At 49.0% G+C, this 15,278-nt stretch carries 15 protein-coding genes, 1 pseudogene and 1 other annotated feature; of the genes and pseudogenes, 12 read left to right on the top strand and 4 right to left on the bottom strand.

Annotation, left to right across the window (positions count from 1 at the left end):
• Positions 1 to 48 precede the first annotated feature (48 nt).
• The 5 genes from JOE45_RS06335 to JOE45_RS06315 are packed head-to-tail and all read left to right on the top strand — an operon-like array spanning position 49 to position 6,131.
• Entirely contained in the window at positions 49 to 567 is a 519-nt protein-coding gene (locus tag JOE45_RS06335; RefSeq protein WP_210020999.1) for a redoxin domain-containing protein, read from the top strand.
• A 35-nt stretch (positions 568 to 602) separates the two neighbouring features.
• Positions 603 to 2,279 carry a cytochrome c biogenesis protein ResB gene (resB, locus tag JOE45_RS06330; protein WP_210021000.1) on the top strand — a complete coding sequence of 559 codons (1,677 nt, stop codon included), beginning with the start codon at positions 603 to 605 and terminating at the stop codon, positions 2,277 to 2,279.
• Positions 2,276 to 3,523 carry a cytochrome c biogenesis protein CcsA gene (gene ccsA, locus JOE45_RS06325; RefSeq protein ID WP_348632494.1) on the top strand — a complete coding sequence of 416 codons (1,248 nt, stop codon included), beginning with the start codon at positions 2,276 to 2,278 and terminating at the stop codon, positions 3,521 to 3,523. The genes resB and ccsA overlap by 4 nt, the downstream gene beginning before the upstream one ends.
• 42 nt (positions 3,524 to 3,565) lie before the next feature.
• On the top strand, positions 3,566 to 4,282 hold the full coding sequence (locus JOE45_RS06320) for a response regulator transcription factor (protein ID WP_210021001.1): 717 nt from the start codon (positions 3,566 to 3,568) through the stop codon (positions 4,280 to 4,282).
• A gap of 1 nt (position 4,283) precedes the next feature.
• Complete coding sequence (locus JOE45_RS06315; protein WP_210021002.1) at positions 4,284 to 6,131, top strand: ATP-binding protein; 1,848 nt, start codon at positions 4,284 to 4,286, stop codon at positions 6,129 to 6,131.
• Positions 6,132 to 6,222: 91 nt separating this feature from the next.
• Here the strand turns inward: JOE45_RS06315 and serA are convergent, their stop codons facing one another.
• Positions 6,223 to 7,806 carry a phosphoglycerate dehydrogenase gene (serA, locus tag JOE45_RS06310; protein WP_210021003.1) on the bottom strand — a complete coding sequence of 528 codons (1,584 nt, stop codon included), beginning with the start codon at positions 7,804 to 7,806 and terminating at the stop codon, positions 6,223 to 6,225.
• 76 nt (positions 7,807 to 7,882) lie between these two features.
• Positions 7,883 to 8,124: a binding site (T-box leader), on the bottom strand.
• 189 nt (positions 8,125 to 8,313) lie between these two features.
• On the opposite strand from serA, the gene JOE45_RS06305 reads away from it, so the two are divergent.
• On the top strand, positions 8,314 to 8,637 hold the full coding sequence (locus JOE45_RS06305) for a rhodanese-like domain-containing protein (RefSeq protein ID WP_210021004.1): 324 nt from the start codon (positions 8,314 to 8,316) through the stop codon (positions 8,635 to 8,637).
• 85 nt (positions 8,638 to 8,722) lie between these two features.
• On the opposite strand, the gene JOE45_RS06300 is transcribed toward JOE45_RS06305, so the two are convergent.
• Entirely contained in the window at positions 8,723 to 9,631 is a 909-nt protein-coding gene (locus tag JOE45_RS06300; RefSeq protein WP_210021005.1) for a hypothetical protein, read from the bottom strand.
• A 67-nt stretch (positions 9,632 to 9,698) separates the two neighbouring features.
• Here JOE45_RS06300 and JOE45_RS06295 point away from each other — a divergent pair, with 67 nt between their 5' ends.
• Positions 9,699 to 10,292: a CPBP family intramembrane glutamic endopeptidase gene (locus tag JOE45_RS06295; protein WP_210023391.1), complete on the top strand. Its 594-nt coding sequence runs from the start codon at positions 9,699 to 9,701 to the stop codon at positions 10,290 to 10,292.
• The gene (locus JOE45_RS06290) at positions 10,289 to 10,510 is read left to right on the top strand and encodes a hypothetical protein (RefSeq protein WP_210021006.1); all 222 of its coding nucleotides are present in this window, start codon (positions 10,289 to 10,291) and stop codon (positions 10,508 to 10,510) included. The genes JOE45_RS06295 and JOE45_RS06290 overlap by 4 nt, the downstream gene beginning before the upstream one ends.
• Here the strand turns inward: JOE45_RS06290 and JOE45_RS06285 are convergent.
• Positions 10,500 to 10,920 (bottom strand): annotated as a pseudogene (locus tag JOE45_RS06285) (polysaccharide deacetylase family protein); the annotation flags it as partial. The gene JOE45_RS06290 and the pseudogene JOE45_RS06285 overlap by 11 nt on opposite strands.
• Positions 10,875 to 11,012, bottom strand: a complete 138-nt coding sequence (locus JOE45_RS23440) for a hypothetical protein (RefSeq protein ID WP_245247447.1) — start codon at positions 11,010 to 11,012, stop codon at positions 10,875 to 10,877. The pseudogene JOE45_RS06285 and the gene JOE45_RS23440, both read right to left, overlap by 46 nt.
• A gap of 126 nt (positions 11,013 to 11,138) precedes the next feature.
• On the opposite strand from JOE45_RS23440, the gene JOE45_RS06280 reads away from it, so the two are divergent.
• From JOE45_RS06280 to JOE45_RS06265, 4 genes are all read left to right on the top strand, one after another.
• Positions 11,139 to 11,516: a hypothetical protein gene (locus JOE45_RS06280; protein ID WP_210021007.1), complete on the top strand. Its 378-nt coding sequence runs from the start codon at positions 11,139 to 11,141 to the stop codon at positions 11,514 to 11,516.
• 249 nt (positions 11,517 to 11,765) lie between these two features.
• Complete coding sequence (locus JOE45_RS06275) at positions 11,766 to 12,365, top strand: genetic competence negative regulator (RefSeq protein ID WP_210021008.1); 600 nt, start codon at positions 11,766 to 11,768, stop codon at positions 12,363 to 12,365.
• Positions 12,366 to 12,454: 89 nt separating this feature from the next.
• On the top strand, positions 12,455 to 13,969 hold the full coding sequence (locus tag JOE45_RS06270) for a DnaB-like helicase C-terminal domain-containing protein (RefSeq protein WP_210021009.1): 1,515 nt from the start codon (positions 12,455 to 12,457) through the stop codon (positions 13,967 to 13,969).
• A 52-nt stretch (positions 13,970 to 14,021) separates the two neighbouring features.
• Complete coding sequence (locus tag JOE45_RS06265) at positions 14,022 to 15,266, top strand: Glu/Leu/Phe/Val family dehydrogenase (protein ID WP_210021010.1); 1,245 nt, start codon at positions 14,022 to 14,024, stop codon at positions 15,264 to 15,266.
• The last annotated feature ends 12 nt before the right edge of the window (positions 15,267 to 15,278 follow it).

Genomic DNA, 15,278 nt, shown 5'->3' with positions numbered 1-15,278 from the left:
CTATAATGAAATTAGGATTGACATCCAACGGTTTGAAGGTGTGAGATCATGGGAAAGCATAGACAATGGATTCAAATCGCCATTTTTGCCGTGATCGTGGCGATCGGCGCTTTGACGCTCACGAGCCAGTTATTCTCCAACGACAAAAAGCCGACCCAAGGGGCTCAGGCGCCCAATTTCAAGCTGCTCGGGCTTGACGGGAAAACCTATGAGCTGTCCGATTATAAGGGAAGGGCCGTTATAGTGAATTTCTGGGGGACATTCTGTGAGCCGTGCCGCGACGAGATGCCGGCATTGGAACGGCAGCATGCGAAGTGGGGAGATCAACTGGCCGTGCTGGGGCTGAATCTGGACGAACCAAGAGTGACTGTAGAAAATTTCGTCAGTCAGTACAAGGTAACGTTTCCCATCCTGATGGACAAAAACGAAGAAATGCGCAAGCGTTACGGGGTGTCTCAGTACCCGACCACATTCTTTGTAGGACCTGACGGTATTGTTAGTCAAATCCGAATCGGCGAAATGGATGAACCATTCATTGAGCAAACGGTTGCGGCTATGCTGAAGTAACCTATAGAACATAGATTTTCAGCCAAGGAGGACACATGATTCATAATACAAAATGCGAATGCGGACATCAGAATCATGTCGGCACGGTACTGTGTGAATCCTGCGGCAAGCCTCTAACGGACGAGGACGGCAATGAGCTGCTGGAGATGCGGTACGATGGAGTCGCAAGACGCTCCCAACGTACCAATCCCGGTGTACTGGACAGGGTGTGGAACTTTTTCTCTTCAGTAAAAGTTGCTATATACCTGATCATCATTACGCTGATCGGCTCCTCACTCGGTACCATTTACCCGCAGGAGAACACGTTTCTGAACATCGATCCTTCGGTGTACTACAAAGAAAATTACGGAACCCTCGGGCATATTTACTATTTGCTGGGTTTGTCTCATACGTTTGAATCGTGGTGGTTTGTCACGCTGCTGTTCATGATCGGCACCTCGCTTGTCGTGTGCAGTCTGGACCGGGTGCTGCCGCTTTATCGAGCGCTCAACAAGCAGCAGATTCGCAAGCATCTCAGCTTTCTTACAAGACAGAAGGTGACTTACGTCGGAGAACTCCCAGGAGGGGGACACGGAGAGAAAGCGTCGCTGGATTGGATGGAGAAGGCCGCTGGTCTGCTGCGGAAGCAGCGCTACAGAGTGCATACGGACGGTACGGCGTTACTGGCTGAGAAAAATCGGTTCAGTCGGTGGGGACCTTATATCAATCATATTGGGCTCATTATTTTTTTGGCTGCCGTTCTGATGCGGAGCATACCCGGCTGGCATATGGATCAGCATCTCTCCTTCCCTGAAGGACAGATCATAAAAATACCAGACTCGCCTTATTATTTGAAAAACGAAAAGTTTACGCTGGAATTGTATACGGAAGAAGAAATGTCAGAGGGCTTCCGCGATAAAGGTCAAATAGTTCCGAAGATTTATGAAACGAAGGCTGTTCTGTACAAATGTACGGCGGATTGCGATGATCCGGTCAAGGAACCGGTGCTAACCGAAGTGCACCGTCATGACATCCAAGTCAACAAGCCTTTGATGTACGAAGGACTCATGGCCTTCCAATTCGACTTCAGGATGTCGCCGATGCTGCTTTCTGTCAAGCCTTCGCTTAAAGACAAACAAACGGGCGAAAGCTACGGCAGCTTGGATATATCGATGAAGAAGCCTGCGGAAACCTATAAGGCAGGACCTTATGAGCTGAAATTAAAAGCTTATTTTCCGGAGTTTGGATTGGATGAAAAGGGTATGCCGCTTACCAAATCCAATGATCCGAAAATGCCCGCATTTGTCTTCGAGGTGAAAGGTCCTGGATTGAAGCCTGAAGGCGAGCCTTACATGTACTTTCCGCGGCAGGTGGATAAGGTGAATTTCCGGCAGGATGAGATCAATGGTGCTTTAGCGGACAGGCTCGAGCTCTCCGTCGGTTCCATGGAAGATGTCGAAATATCGGAATATATCAGTTTCTTGAATGTTAGAGTGGATCGGGCAATGCCGTTCATATGGGTCGGGGCTGCGATTTCAATGATCGGTCTGGTGATGGGCTTTTATTGGCACCACCGACGGATATGGCTGCGCATTGATAACGGACGCCTTACGCTGGGCGCACATACAAACAAGAATTGGTATGGAATCCGTAATGAAGTAGCCGAGGTTCTGAAGAAATCGGGACTAGATATCGATCCCAAAACACTCGAAAGAAGGGTGGTCCAAAAGTGAGCAGTTCTTTCTTGCTCGTTGCTTTTATCGTATATTGTATTGCCATGCTTGGGTTTGTTATCGGCATTACGGGGCAAAAATCAGTACAAGTGACAGATCCTGAAAGCTATGGCCGGCGGTGGGGAAAGATCGGTCTTGGACTTACCATCATCGGTTTCTTGTCGCATGTGACGTTCTTCTTCACCCGTTGGGCTGAAGCAGGGCATATCCCTACCAGCAATATGTTCGAATTTATGACGTTCCTAGGCATGATGATCGTGCTTGCATTTATTGTGCTGTATTTGATATATCGGACTCAGGCGCTCGGGGTCTTCGCGCTGCCGCTAGCCATCATTATGATCGGCTATGCCTCTGTTTTCCCACAGGAAATTCAGCCTCTGATACCGGCGCTTCAGAGCTATTGGCTGAAAATTCACGTAACCACCGCTGCTTTGGGAGAGGCCTTCTTCGCTGTAGGCTTTGCTGCTGGAATTATGTACCTACTGCAAAGCGTTAACTTTGAAGGTACGAGCCGCAGTGAGCGGAGGGAGCAGCGCGGTGTTGAATTCACTCTGTTCACACTGCTTATAATAATCGCTTTCGTCGGCGCCATATTCAGCTTCAAAGCTGCCGGCTACCAAGCGGTCTACGTGCAGCAAGAGAAGTATTTGGACGAAAATAACGTGGAACAGATTGTGATGAATGAGAGCGAATATGTACTTCCTCCGATCGTCAAGCCTTATCAGAGTGAACAACTGGAGATGAAGCCGTTTCTCGGCATGACACAACCGTTGTTCGAGGCGCCTTCATGGATGGAAGGAGTCAACTCGGGAAGAAAGCTCAACACAGTCATCTGGTCGATTTTACTTGGAACGATTCTATATGTTTTATTCCGGTTGATCGCACGTAAACCGCTTGGCCAAGCTCTACAGCCGCTGATGAAAGGGATTGATCCGGACGATGTGGATGAGATCGGTTATCGTTCCATCGCCATCGGCTATCCGATCTTTACGTTGGGCGCTTTAATCTTTGCCATGATATGGGCGGAGAAAGCTTGGGGACGCTTCTGGGGATGGGATCCCAAAGAAGTGTGGGCCCTGATCGTATGGCTCTTTTATGCCGCGTATCTGCATTTTCGGTTGTCTCGCGGATGGCAGGGAAAAAAATCGGCATGGCTTTCCGTTATTGGTTTTCTCGTCGTGATGTTTACGCTCGTTGGCGTCAATTTGGTTATTGCCGGGCTGCACTCATACTCCGGTACGTAATCATATCCATATCTTTCACATCTGAAGAAAAGAGGGGTATCCATGACAGACACAAATATGAGTATTTTGGTTGTGGATGATGAAGAACGGATCCGCCGGCTCTTACGAATGTATTTGGAGAAAGAGAATTACCTCATTGATGAGGCGGAGGATGGAGAAACGGCGCTTCGTAAAGCGCTTGAAACGGACTATGACTTGATATTGCTCGACATCATGCTTCCGGGCATCGACGGCAATGAAGTTTGTGCGCGACTGCGTCAAGTGAAATCGACTCCCATCATTATGTTGACGGCCAAAGGGGAAGAAACAAACCGCGTACAAGGATTTGAGTCCGGGGCCGACGATTATGTCGTGAAACCGTTCAGCCCGCGCGAGGTCATTTACCGGGTGAAAGCCATTTTAAGGCGTTCTTCAGTGACCGCTTATTTGTCCAAGGAAGTAAACTCCAGCAACAATATCGTATTTCCCAACCTGGTTATCGAGCATGATGCGCACCGGGTAACGGCTGGGGGGCAGGAGGTTGCGCTGACACCTAAGGAATATGAGCTGCTTCATTATTTGGCAGTATCGCCGGACAAAGTATTCTCCCGTGAAGAGCTTTTGAAGGATGTTTGGAACTATGAGTTTTTCGGTGATTTGCGCACGGTGGATACGCATGTTAAGCGGCTCCGAGAGAAGCTGAATAAAGTATCGCCGGAAGCAGCCTCCATGATTACGACCGTATGGGGTGTAGGCTACAAGCTAGAGGTGCCGAAGTAACGTGTTTATATTAAAAAGCGTTGTTGGAAAGCTGTGGATTACTATTATCGGGCTGGTCGTTGTCGTGCTGCTCACGCTCAGCCTTTTTTTATTTCGCTATATTGAAACCTCCTTCCCTAAATCTCAGGATCAAGCGGAGACGCTGAGCAAGCTGGCAGTAAAAGCAGCCAGTGAAATCTCGCTTCATCAAGAGGAGCAGCGATACTTGCAGGTCGTTAATGAGCTGTTAAGCGCTCAGGATGCCAGCGTCATTATCGTCACTACGGATTTTAAACAAATAGAGGCGCCTGTAGGGCAATCCAAAAATAAAGAGCTTCGTTATAACGATTTATTTATGGAATCCGACCTGCAGGAAGTATTTGCAGGCGAAATCAAGGACAACCGGCTGAAAAACAGCGGTATTCCGAATTCACCGCTCGGCGGAGAATATACGGCGGTTGCCGTGCCGTTTATGAACCCATCGCAATCACAGGTAGCTGGAGCGCTGATCTTGTATCAGATCACCCAATCCTCGGAAGAGACGCAGGCTTATGTAAAAAAGCTGTTCGTGGTTGTTGGGGTTGCCGGCTTTTTGATGACGACCTTTTTTGCTTTTTTCCTCCTTACCCGAATTACCCAGCCGATTCAACAGCTTAAGAAAGCGGCACACCTAATCTCTATGGGTGAGTACGGCACCCGTGTACCGATCACGTCCACAGACGAGATCGGGGAGCTGGGTCAAACGTTTAATCACATGGGCGAAGAACTATCCGATACGATTAAGGCGCTTAGCCATGAGAAAGAGCATCTGGCCAGCATACTTCGAAGTATGGCCGATGCCGTTATCACTTTCGATGCGGATGGGCGAGTCATCCTAACGAACCCCCAAGGGGACAAGATAATTCAGGATTGGAATCAAATCAAATGGTCGGAGGACGAGCCGGTAAGGACAGGCGAGCAAACGGAAATTGCTCAGATAAGCACCATTCCGATACCGCTGAAGCCGTTCTTTGAAGCCGTCATCTCGGGCGCGACAGAGCTGACTTCCAAGCTTCATGTGAAAAGTGAAGTATGGTCTGTCGTCATGGCGCCGCTCTATTCCCACGATATCGTGCGTGGAGTCGTAGCCGTCATACGTAACGTGACGGAGGAGTTCCGCCTTGACAAGCTCCGAAAGGACTTTGTCGCCAATGTGTCTCACGAGCTGCGGACACCGCTCTCCATGATGCAAGGGTACAGTGAGGCGCTCATCGACGATATTGCGGCCACGCCGGAGGAACGGAAAGAGTTGGCACAGGTCATTCACGACGAATCGCTGCGTATGGGCAGGCTGGTCCGGGATTTACTTGATCTGGCCAAGATGGAAACCGGTAAAATAGAGCTCCATTTCAGTGAGCTGGATGTTTCTGCGTTCTTAAAGCGGATCCACCGTAAATTCGCAGGCCTTTCTAAAGAACGAGGTATTGTGATGAGCTGTGCGGTACCGAGTGAAACCATGGTGCTTTGTCGTGCGGACGAGGACCGGCTTGAGCAGGTGCTGACGAATTTACTGGACAATGCGCTTAGGCATACACCAGCCGGTGCTCAAATCGAAATCAGTGCTTCAGAGCAGAAGTATAAAGGAAAGCAGGCGGTTTTAATCGAGGTGTCGGATCAAGGCTATGGCATACCTGCGGAGGATATTCCGTTTATATTTGAGCGCTTCTATAAAGCGGATAAAGCCCGTACGAGGGGAGCGAGCGGAGGAACTGGCCTAGGTCTTGCGATTGTTAAAAATATCGTCGAAGCACATCAAGGAACCGTTCAGGTGAAGAGTCAAACCGGGCAAGGAACGACATTTTCCATCATGCTTCCATGCAAAACTACGTAAAACCAAACAAAAGCCTCCGATTCGTCATCGGAGGCTTTGTTTTATTTGTTGAATCATCCAACTTTTTCTTGTTGTCCGTGAAACAATACAATTACAGAGTCAGTTCGATCACGTCAGTGATTTCAGGCAGTTGAGACAACTGCAGCATTACGTCCTTCGGTGTCTTCTTGTCCGTAGTCAGCACCATGATAGCCTGACCGCCGATTACTTTACGACCTACTTGCATGGTAGCGATGTTGACTTCATTGCTGCCCAAGAGGGTACCCACCTTACCGATGATTCCCGGACGGTCATTGTGGGAGATCAGCAGCAGGTTTCCGGATGGCGCGATGTCTACCGGGTATTGATCGATCTGAACAATACGTTCGCCGTAACCCGCGAGCAAGGTACCGGCAAGAACGTGCTGCTGTTGCTTCGTCTTGAGTGTTACCGAAACCAGATTGGTAAACGTTGGTGAAGCCGAGGATTGCTGTACGACGACGTTCACATCGCGTGTTTTGGCCAAGTGCATCGCGTTGACGATATTGACACCCTCAAGCTGATTAGCCAGCACGCCTTTGACGATATGGCGGGTGAGCGGTGATGTATCTACATCGACCAAATCACCGGAATAGTTCACAACGATTTCACTTACCGGTCCATCGACGGTCTGGCCAAGGAATAAACCAAGCTTCTCGCCTAAGTTGAAGTATGGCTGCAGTGCGTTCAGAACGTTTGCCGGTACCGGAGGCATGTTAACTGCATTCTTGAACGGTTGTTCACGAAGAATATGGAGCACCTCTTCAGATACGTCGATAGCTACATTCTCTTGGGCTTCAACAGTAGATGCGCCCAGATGCGGCGTAACGATCACTTTTGGGTGATTCAGGAACGGATGGTCTGCAGCAGGAGGCTCCTGTTCAAACACGTCGAAGGCTGCGCCTGCCACGATACCGGAATCGATGGCTTCCATCAGCGCCATTTCGTCAATAATGCCGCCGCGGGCACAGTTGATGATGCGAGCGCCTTTTTTCATAAGCTCGAATTGCGGACGGCTGATCATATGGCGGGTTTCGTTCGTGAGCGGAGTATGCACCGTAATGAAATCCGCTTTCGCGCAAATGTCATTTACCGTTCCCAGCTTCACGCCGATTTTCTCCGCACGCTCTTCGGTCAGGAACGGGTCGTAGCCGAGTACTTGCATGCCGAATGCTTTTGCACGCTTTGCCACTTCGCTGCCGATGCGACCCATACCGAGAACGCCAAGCACCTTGTTGCGAAGCTCAACGCCAACGAATGTTTTGCGGTCCCATTCGCCGCCAACCGTTTTCTTGTATGCTTGCGGGATTGAACGTGCGCTGGCCATCATCATGGCGAACGTTAATTCACACGTTGCAATAGTGTTGCCGTCCGGAGCGTTGATGACGACAATACCGCGTTTGGTTGCGCCTTCCAAGTCAATGTTATCCACACCGACACCAGCCCGGCCAACGACTTTCAGCCTACTTCCGGCAGCCATGATGCGTTCGGTTACCTTCGTGGCGCTGCGCACCATGAGGGCGTCGTACTCGCCGATAATTGCAACGAGTTCATCCTCGGACAAACCATTCTTTTTCTCAACTTCAACATCCGCGGCGTCATACAACATTTGAATCCCCATATCGCTGATACCGTCCATGACTAACACTTTAAACATTTCATTACCCTCCATTGGCTTAAAAATTACGTTGGAGCATCAAAAAAAGCCCCCCACCCCGACACGACTAGCGCATACAAGGGACGAGGAGCTGGCTCTCGTGGTACCACCCTAATTCACCGCACGCTCGCGCGTACAGCCTCTTGTGGTCTGTCGTTCAACAGACCTGGAAGGATAACGGCTTCCGGCCGGCTGCAACTACTTAAAGGTTCGATGCAGCAACTCAGGAGTGCTCCGCATAATGAAATTGTCCGGTTCGCACCGACCACCGGCTCTCTGAACGTTTCGTTATATGCTTGGCTCCGTCATGGCTTTATTACAAGTGAAATTTTTCATTAGCGTAACACGTTGGTTTCGGCCTTGTCAATAGGTGTCGAAGCGAAAATAAAATACGAAATATTTGTGAATGTTTCTGCCTTCAAATTGAATTGCAGATGGTTTGGAGAGTTCGTCCAAACATGCTAAGATATACGGTAAAATGAGTTATGACACAAGGAGGAATATAGGTTGCCTTTTGAACGAGTGGGTCCGGAAGACTTTAAGCGAAAGCAGGAAAATGGGGAGTTGTCGGATTCCCTTATTATTGATGTCAGGGAGCTGTATGAGTGGGAGTACTATCATTGGGAGGAACCGGTGCTCATGCCGATGAACACGATTCCGGAAAGGCTGGAGGAGCTTCCAAAGGACAAAACCATCTATGTTGTGTGCGCCCATGGGGTGCGCAGCGCCAATGTAAGCTATTATTTGAAGCAGCAAGGCTTCGAACATGTAGTCAATGTGGACGGAGGGATGGCGGCCTTGGCTGAGCTGTCCGGATTCCAATACGATTGATCAGACCCGGTCTTTTCCATAAATAAAGCAAAATAAGTACCCGATGGGGTACTTATTTTGCGATAAAACCAATACATCATAACGGTCAATTAGTGAAGAAAGGAAGCTGCGGCAGTGTTTCCCCCGTGTATTTGTTTTTGCCGCGAAGAAAGTCTCCTGGCCTGACGGCGTTTGTCGCGATCAGAACGTCAACGATGCCATTGATTTCCAGTAGGTTTAAATTTTTAGCTTGTCCAGAAGCGATCATCTCATCGATTCGGACGGTAAGATCTTGCGGCGTGAATGCCTTGAACCATTTGGAGGTCATCATCATTTGGGCTATGTATTCATTCTTCATATTCAGACCCAGTGCGCTCCAAGACTCTAGTGCTATTGGTTTAGTCACGTCGATCGGTTTGAACTGCTCGTTTACCGTTTGGTTCCATTTGACAATCGATTCATAGTATTCTTTTTCGGCCCGCAAAGCATAATTTTTCGCTTCCTCAAGGTAAGCGTCGCTTTCCAGCTGGGCGAAAAGTTCGGAACCGGTTATTCCATTGGCTTTAGTCTGGTAAGTTCCCGATGCTTCGCTGAACAGCTTTAAGCTTCTCATGTAGTTCATATGGGCCTCTTTGAGAAGAGGGGAGGAGTCGGGCATCGATCTGGAGCCTAATCCGTTATAGGTTTCTTGCCCCAGTTTGGCCAGATCCTTCATAATGAGCGAAGCGTCCGCGGAGCTGTTCGTTTGCAGCTCTTCCATTTTATCGAACCATTTTTTATGAAATTCCCTGTATGGCTGATAAATGGTATGATAGAAAGACACCAAATACTGTTGATGGTAAGCAGCAAAGCCCTTTTCCGCTTCGGTTTGCTTGGCTAGCATTTCCTCATATTTTACAGCGGACCGTTCTTGTCCCATTTTCAGACCGAGGAAAAAAGCTCCAAGCGCCACGACAAGCATAAAGATGAAAGTGATGGCGAATAGGTAGTCCGTTCGGGTCAGCCGTTTGTCCATGTACGAGCACCTCAAATTCTGTTGTATGCTGATAGTATAGGTGAAAATGTCGAAAAAGGGAATCATGATGAAAAAATTTATAAAGCATTTTAAATTTCAAAAAGTCAATCTGAACGAAGTGGATGACCGGTTTCTGCTGATCAACCTCTATGTAACCCAACTGGTCGTACTGATCGCTGGAGTTGTGATCATGCTGTTCCAACAACCGCAGCTCAGCGCCGTCTTTTCCTTTGCTCCAGGTTTCCGCATTCTCATTTGGGGCGCCGGCTTTGCCGCCGCCGTCCTGTTGGTCGATCTGTTGATTTCAAGTAAGGTACCGCCCGAGGTGACCGATGACGGAGGCATCAATGAGAAAATATTCAAGAACAGACCGTTATGGCATATAGCTGTGCTCTCGCTGGTTGTCGCTTTCTGCGAGGAGGTGTTGTTCCGCGGCGCCATCCAGGCTTCGTGGGGGCCTTATTGGACGAGCATTCTGTTCGCAGCCATACATATCCGATATTTGCAGCACTGGCTGATGACGGGCCTCGTATTTGGTATCAGCTACGGGCTCGGCTGGATTTATATCCAGACCGGATCGCTTTGGACACCGATCGCAGCTCATTTTCTCATCGATTTCATTATGGGCTGTATTCTTCGATACAGGAGAGAGGAATCATGAGCATAAAACGACAACTCCCTGATCAACAAGTGAACAAAGAGCCGGGGCCCGCTGCGAAGGCAGGGCCTGACGATCACTATTTGCCGCCGCGTCAATCGGTTCACCCGACAGAGAAGGACAAGTGGGTATTTATTTTTTATCGGACGCTGCTGTGGATTTTTGTACTCCTAGTTGTAGGTCTTTTGATCTGGGGCTGGTGGACGCTGTTTAACTCTTGACCTGGATGATTTCAGGGTCTACGAATCCGTAGCCCACTTCTTCCAAGCGGGTCAGGAGCGTGTCCAGTGCTTCAGCAGTCCAAGGCAGCTCATGCATCAAAATATTGCTTCCTGGGCGAAGCTGCTCCAGAACATTGGCGACGACCTGATCCGGGCTGTTGTTTTTGACGGTCATCTCCCAATCCTTCGATCCGTTCGACCACGTCATATAAAGCATCTTCTCCTCTTCCGCCTTGGCTCGAACTTCCTCGCTGCCCGAACCGAACGGCGGCCGGAAGAAGGCCGGGGCTTCTCCTGTCTAGCTCTTGGACCGCCTTCTGAACCTCAGTAATTTGTTCCGCTACTTTCACTTTGCCTTGTTTCTTCAAGTCGATATGGTCCCATGAATGATTGCCGATCGTTTGCCCGCGGGGTGGTCTGAGCGAGTGCAGAGGGTTTTGATCGGCGCACAAGAGGTCAACAGCAGCAACGCTGCGGACAAGATAAGCCATTTGTTCACCATAAAGTCAAGCTCCTGTTCCCGTTTCATCACTGTTGTTTTAAAGCCTTCCTTATTTTATCATGCATGCTTCCTCGTTACGTAGAGGAAAATAATTTATGAAGACGAATCTAACCGGAGGGATGGACTATGAGAATAGGAGCTTTTTTGCTTGGCGGACTTGCAGGTGCGGCGGCTGTCGTGTATTTGTCCAATAAAAATAAACAGATGTTAGCCGGTGCACTTAGCAGCAGCGATTCAGTCAGCCATTTTATGAATATGGCTGGGGGGTCGTCGGATAAAACAGGCAAATCTAAATCAAGCACATCACAATCACAGTCACAATCCTTTCAATCATCATCCAAAGACACGGTAAACAAAGTGAATAAAGGCAGGAATGATGATTTGTTTAAGGAAGACGGTTTGAATAAAATCGGTGATATTGTGAACCAAGACCCCGGATTGAAGGCCGCTGTGGACGAAATCCTGGAAGGCAACGGCGGAAAAGATCAATATCGAACGCACTAAAAGAATGCACTAAAAGCATTTCAGGCTTGCACAAAAGGCACTGCGTCGGCTCAAGAGACGGCGCATGTGTCTTTTTGCTTTATTACGTTATTTTTAGGGGGATAACCGTTCTTTTCTTTCAGGTTTGTGATATAATAATCGTATCATGAAAATACAAGCTCTTTATATCACGAAGCTCAGGGCCATGGCTCACCTTTGTAAACCAAACTTCATAAGATATGATTATAGTCGGCAAGGGAGGAATCCAGTATGAAAATGGAGCGTTTAAGTCAGGATAAGATACGGATTTTCCTCACATTCGATGACTTAACGGAGCGCGGCATTCATAAGGAAGACATGTGGAGAGAAATTCCCAAAGTGCATGAGCTGTTTAGCGAAATGATGGACCAAGCCTATATGGAACTTGGCTTTGATGCAACCGGCCCGCTTGCCGTCGAAGTGTTGGCCATGCCAGCGCAAGGAATGATGGTGATTGTGACACGAGGCAAGATGAATTTCAGCCACACTGAAGACACGATGGATGAAGATTTGGAAGAAGTGTACGAGCTGGAAGTGACCTTGGACGAAACGGATCAAGTCACCTATGCTTTTCATGATTTCGAAGACCTCCTTCGTTTGGCCAAAGTCATCAACCCGTTATTAACGGATGGTGGAACGCTGTATTCTTACAAGAATAAATGGATTCTTTTAATTGACGCAGCGGACATGGAAGATAAGCAGCTTCAGTTGATTGTAGCCGTTTTGTCGGAGTACGGGGATGCGACTTCCGTTACGCAAGCTATGCTTGAGGAATATGGAAAAACGGTAATTGAATCCGATGCCGTGAAGGTTCTTTGCGCTAAATTTTAACACATGCTGTTTATACAGACTGAGACATGAAGCATTCACAAAAACGTTGGTTTTTGCGGAATGCTTTTTTTGTGGGGGGAAGAAAAACGATGTCGGGAACGATCAGGAGCGCTGCCAAGTCGTCCTTTGATCTGGAGGAACTGGTTGTCCATTATCAGAAGCAACTGCGAGAAGATGCCTTCTTTTATTTGCAGCGGCGGGGAATCGATAAGGAGACGGTAGAGAATTATCGGATCGGCTTTGAGCCGGGCAAGATCGGATTTTATATCAATTCGAATAAACTGGGAGATTTTTTTGAAAACAGAGTGATTATCCCGATTGCGAATGACGAAGGTAATATCGTTGACATGATCGGCCGTTCCATTGATCATCGCGAGCCGAAATACAAATCGCTGCTCGGTGTAGACGATTTCATGTTTAACGAGGAAATTCTGGGAGACACCGAAGATGTGATTCTTTGCAGCGGCGTCTTCGATGTGCTCAGTTTGGCTCAAGCCCGTCTCCCGGCGGTGTGTGTACCTGTATGGATGACCTTCAAAGACTGCCATGTGGAGAAGCTTAAGGATAAGCGGGTATTTATTTGTTTGGGTAATGATGAGCTCGGCAGGCGAGAAAGCGTCAGAATACAATCCATGCTGCAATCTACTGCGAAGCAGGCGCTTATCGTCCATATGCCGGAATCGATTAGAGATGTGAACGATTTCTTCGTGCGCGTGCAAAATCCGCTGGACACGTTTATGAAATTGCTAAATGAAACGATGGAAGAAACGATGATGCTTCCGATTGCTCCCGATGTGAAAAATATTACGATATATACGGAAGAATTTATGAAAAGGCGTCGCGGCCAGTCAACCGGCGTTCCTACAGGATTTACGAAGCTGGATGAAACCTTATTCGGGGGATTTCGCAGCGGGCTTTACTTAATTGCGGGAGGCGCCTCTTCGGGCAAAACGATGTTGATGAAGCAGATGGCCGATCACATTGCCTCCCAGCAAACCCCAGTCGTTTATGTTTCATGGGATATGACGGCTTTCGAGCTATGGGCCCGAAGCATCGCCCGAATCCTCGGCACAGAGCCGCAGAAGGTGCTAAGCGGCAAAATCCTTCCCGAAGAAGTAGGCGAAGCGAACAAGCAATATGACCAGATCAGCAGAATGCTGTGGACAATGGAATGCTCCATTGATACAGTCATGGATCGCGTGATAGCCTCGATTGAGCGGATTGGTGCGATGGCAGGCAAAACGCCGGTGGTTTTCATTGATCATCTGAATCGGATTCCCGTTACCGGTTTGCAGCAGGTCCCCAAATCCGCAAGTGAGCATCAGACGCAGCTGGCCTATGAACTCAAGCAGTGGTCGCGTGAGTGGGGGGGGCCGGTGATTGCGGCTATTCCTTCGGATATCAGCGAAGAAGCGCTTCCGCAAGGAGTGGAATCGTCTGCAGACGTCATCCTGCTGCTGAAGCCGCAGCCAAGCGTAGAGTCCAACCAAGGTCACGGCGTTGCGCTCCATCTGTTAAAGCACCGCAACGGATCGCTAGCCACAATCCCGCTTTGTTTTCTAGACCAGAAAGCAACCTTCGTGGAAATCGACGCACCTGAGTAACAAATAGGCTGAATTCATCACCATTCAAGAATTTAATAAAGGGTGGTTGCTCGTGTCCGATAACTTAAATGTTCTTCACTCGACACAGTATATCATTGAGCAGGCGCTCACCAAGCTGGGGTATTCAGCGGCCATGGTAGAGCTTCTGAAGGAGCCATTACGGATGCTGACCGTCCGCATTCCGGTTCGTATGGATGACGATTCGGTCAAAGTGTTCACCGGGTATCGCGCGCAGCACAATGATGCAGTAGGTCCGACCAAAGGCGGTGTCCGGTTTCATCCCGATGTGAACGCAGACGAGGTGAAGGCGCTCTCGATATGGATGAGTCTCAAATGCGGCATCGTCGATTTGCCTTATGGCGGAGGTAAGGGCGGGGTCGTCTGTGATCCGCGTCAAATGTCATTTCGCGAGCTGGAGCGTCTCAGCCGCGGTTATGTCCGTGCGATCAGCCAAATCGTTGGTCCGACGAAAGACATTCCGGCACCGGATGTCATGACCAATTCACAAATCATGGCGTGGATGATGGACGAATACAGCAGGATTCGGGAGTTTGACTCTCCGGGTTTCATTACAGGCAAGCCTCTTGTGCTTGGTGGTTCCCACGGACGGGAGACGGCTACGGCCAAAGGGGTCACGATAATGATCGAGCAAGCGCTGAGAAAAAGAGCTGTACCGCTCCAGGAGGCGCGAGTCGTCATTCAAGGCTTCGGAAATGCCGGGAGTTATTTGGCCAAATTCATGCACGCTTTGGGGGCTCGTGTGGTCGGTATCTCGGACCTGTACGGCGCGTTATATAGTGCCGACGGACTCGATATCGATGATTTGCTGGACCGACGCGATTCGTTTGGTACAGTCACTAAGCTGTTCAAAAACACGCTTACGAATAAAGAGCTGCTGGAGCAGGAGTGCGATATCCTTGTTCCTGCCGCTATTGAGAACCAAATCACCTCTGAGAATGCAGCCCGCATTAAAGCGTCCATCGTAGTGGAAGCCGCGAACGGTCCGACGACGTTGGAAGCGACTCGTATATTGACGGACAGGGGTATTTTGCTAGTGCCAGATGTGCTTGCGAGTGCGGGAGGCGTAGTGGTGTCTTACTTTGAATGGGTGCAGAACAATCAAGGGTATTATTGGACAGAGCAGGAAGTTAACTCCAGACTGCAAGATATGATGGAAAAAGGCTTTGAAAATGTCTATAATGTTCATATGACAAGAAATGTCGATATGCGTCTGGCTGCCTATATGGTGGGCGTTCGCAAAATGGCGGAGGCTACGCGTTTCCGCGGCTGGATTTAAAGATAGGAGGGT

It is taken from the genome of Paenibacillus sp. PvR098, from assembly GCF_017833255.1.
Lineage (GTDB): Bacteria > Bacillota > Bacilli > Paenibacillales > NBRC-103111 > Paenibacillus_G.
This window is presented reverse-complemented; position numbering and strand designations above follow the sequence as displayed.

What these genes read in the sequence shown, in the direction of transcription:
- JOE45_RS06275 (WP_210021008.1), top strand. Translation starts at nt 11,766, where the DNA reads ATGAAAATGGAGCGTTTAAGTCAGGATAAGATACGGATTTTCCTCACA.
- JOE45_RS06335 (WP_210020999.1), top strand. Translation starts at nt 49, where the DNA reads ATGGGAAAGCATAGACAATGGATTCAAATCGCCATTTTTGCCGTGATC.
- JOE45_RS06270 (WP_210021009.1), top strand. Translation starts at nt 12,455, where the DNA reads ATGTCGGGAACGATCAGGAGCGCTGCCAAGTCGTCCTTTGATCTGGAG.
- resB (WP_210021000.1), top strand. Translation starts at nt 603, where the DNA reads ATGATTCATAATACAAAATGCGAATGCGGACATCAGAATCATGTCGGC.
- JOE45_RS23440 (WP_245247447.1), bottom strand. Translation starts at nt 11,012, where the DNA reads ATGGTGAACAAATGGCTTATCTTGTCCGCAGCGTTGCTGCTGTTGACC.
- JOE45_RS06280 (WP_210021007.1), top strand. Translation starts at nt 11,139, where the DNA reads ATGAGAATAGGAGCTTTTTTGCTTGGCGGACTTGCAGGTGCGGCGGCT.
- JOE45_RS06300 (WP_210021005.1), bottom strand. Translation starts at nt 9,631, where the DNA reads ATGGACAAACGGCTGACCCGAACGGACTACCTATTCGCCATCACTTTC.
- JOE45_RS06290 (WP_210021006.1), top strand. Translation starts at nt 10,289, where the DNA reads ATGAGCATAAAACGACAACTCCCTGATCAACAAGTGAACAAAGAGCCG.
- JOE45_RS06320 (WP_210021001.1), top strand. Translation starts at nt 3,566, where the DNA reads ATGACAGACACAAATATGAGTATTTTGGTTGTGGATGATGAAGAACGG.
- JOE45_RS06295 (WP_210023391.1), top strand. Translation starts at nt 9,699, where the DNA reads ATGAAAAAATTTATAAAGCATTTTAAATTTCAAAAAGTCAATCTGAAC.
- serA (WP_210021003.1), bottom strand. Translation starts at nt 7,806, where the DNA reads ATGTTTAAAGTGTTAGTCATGGACGGTATCAGCGATATGGGGATTCAA.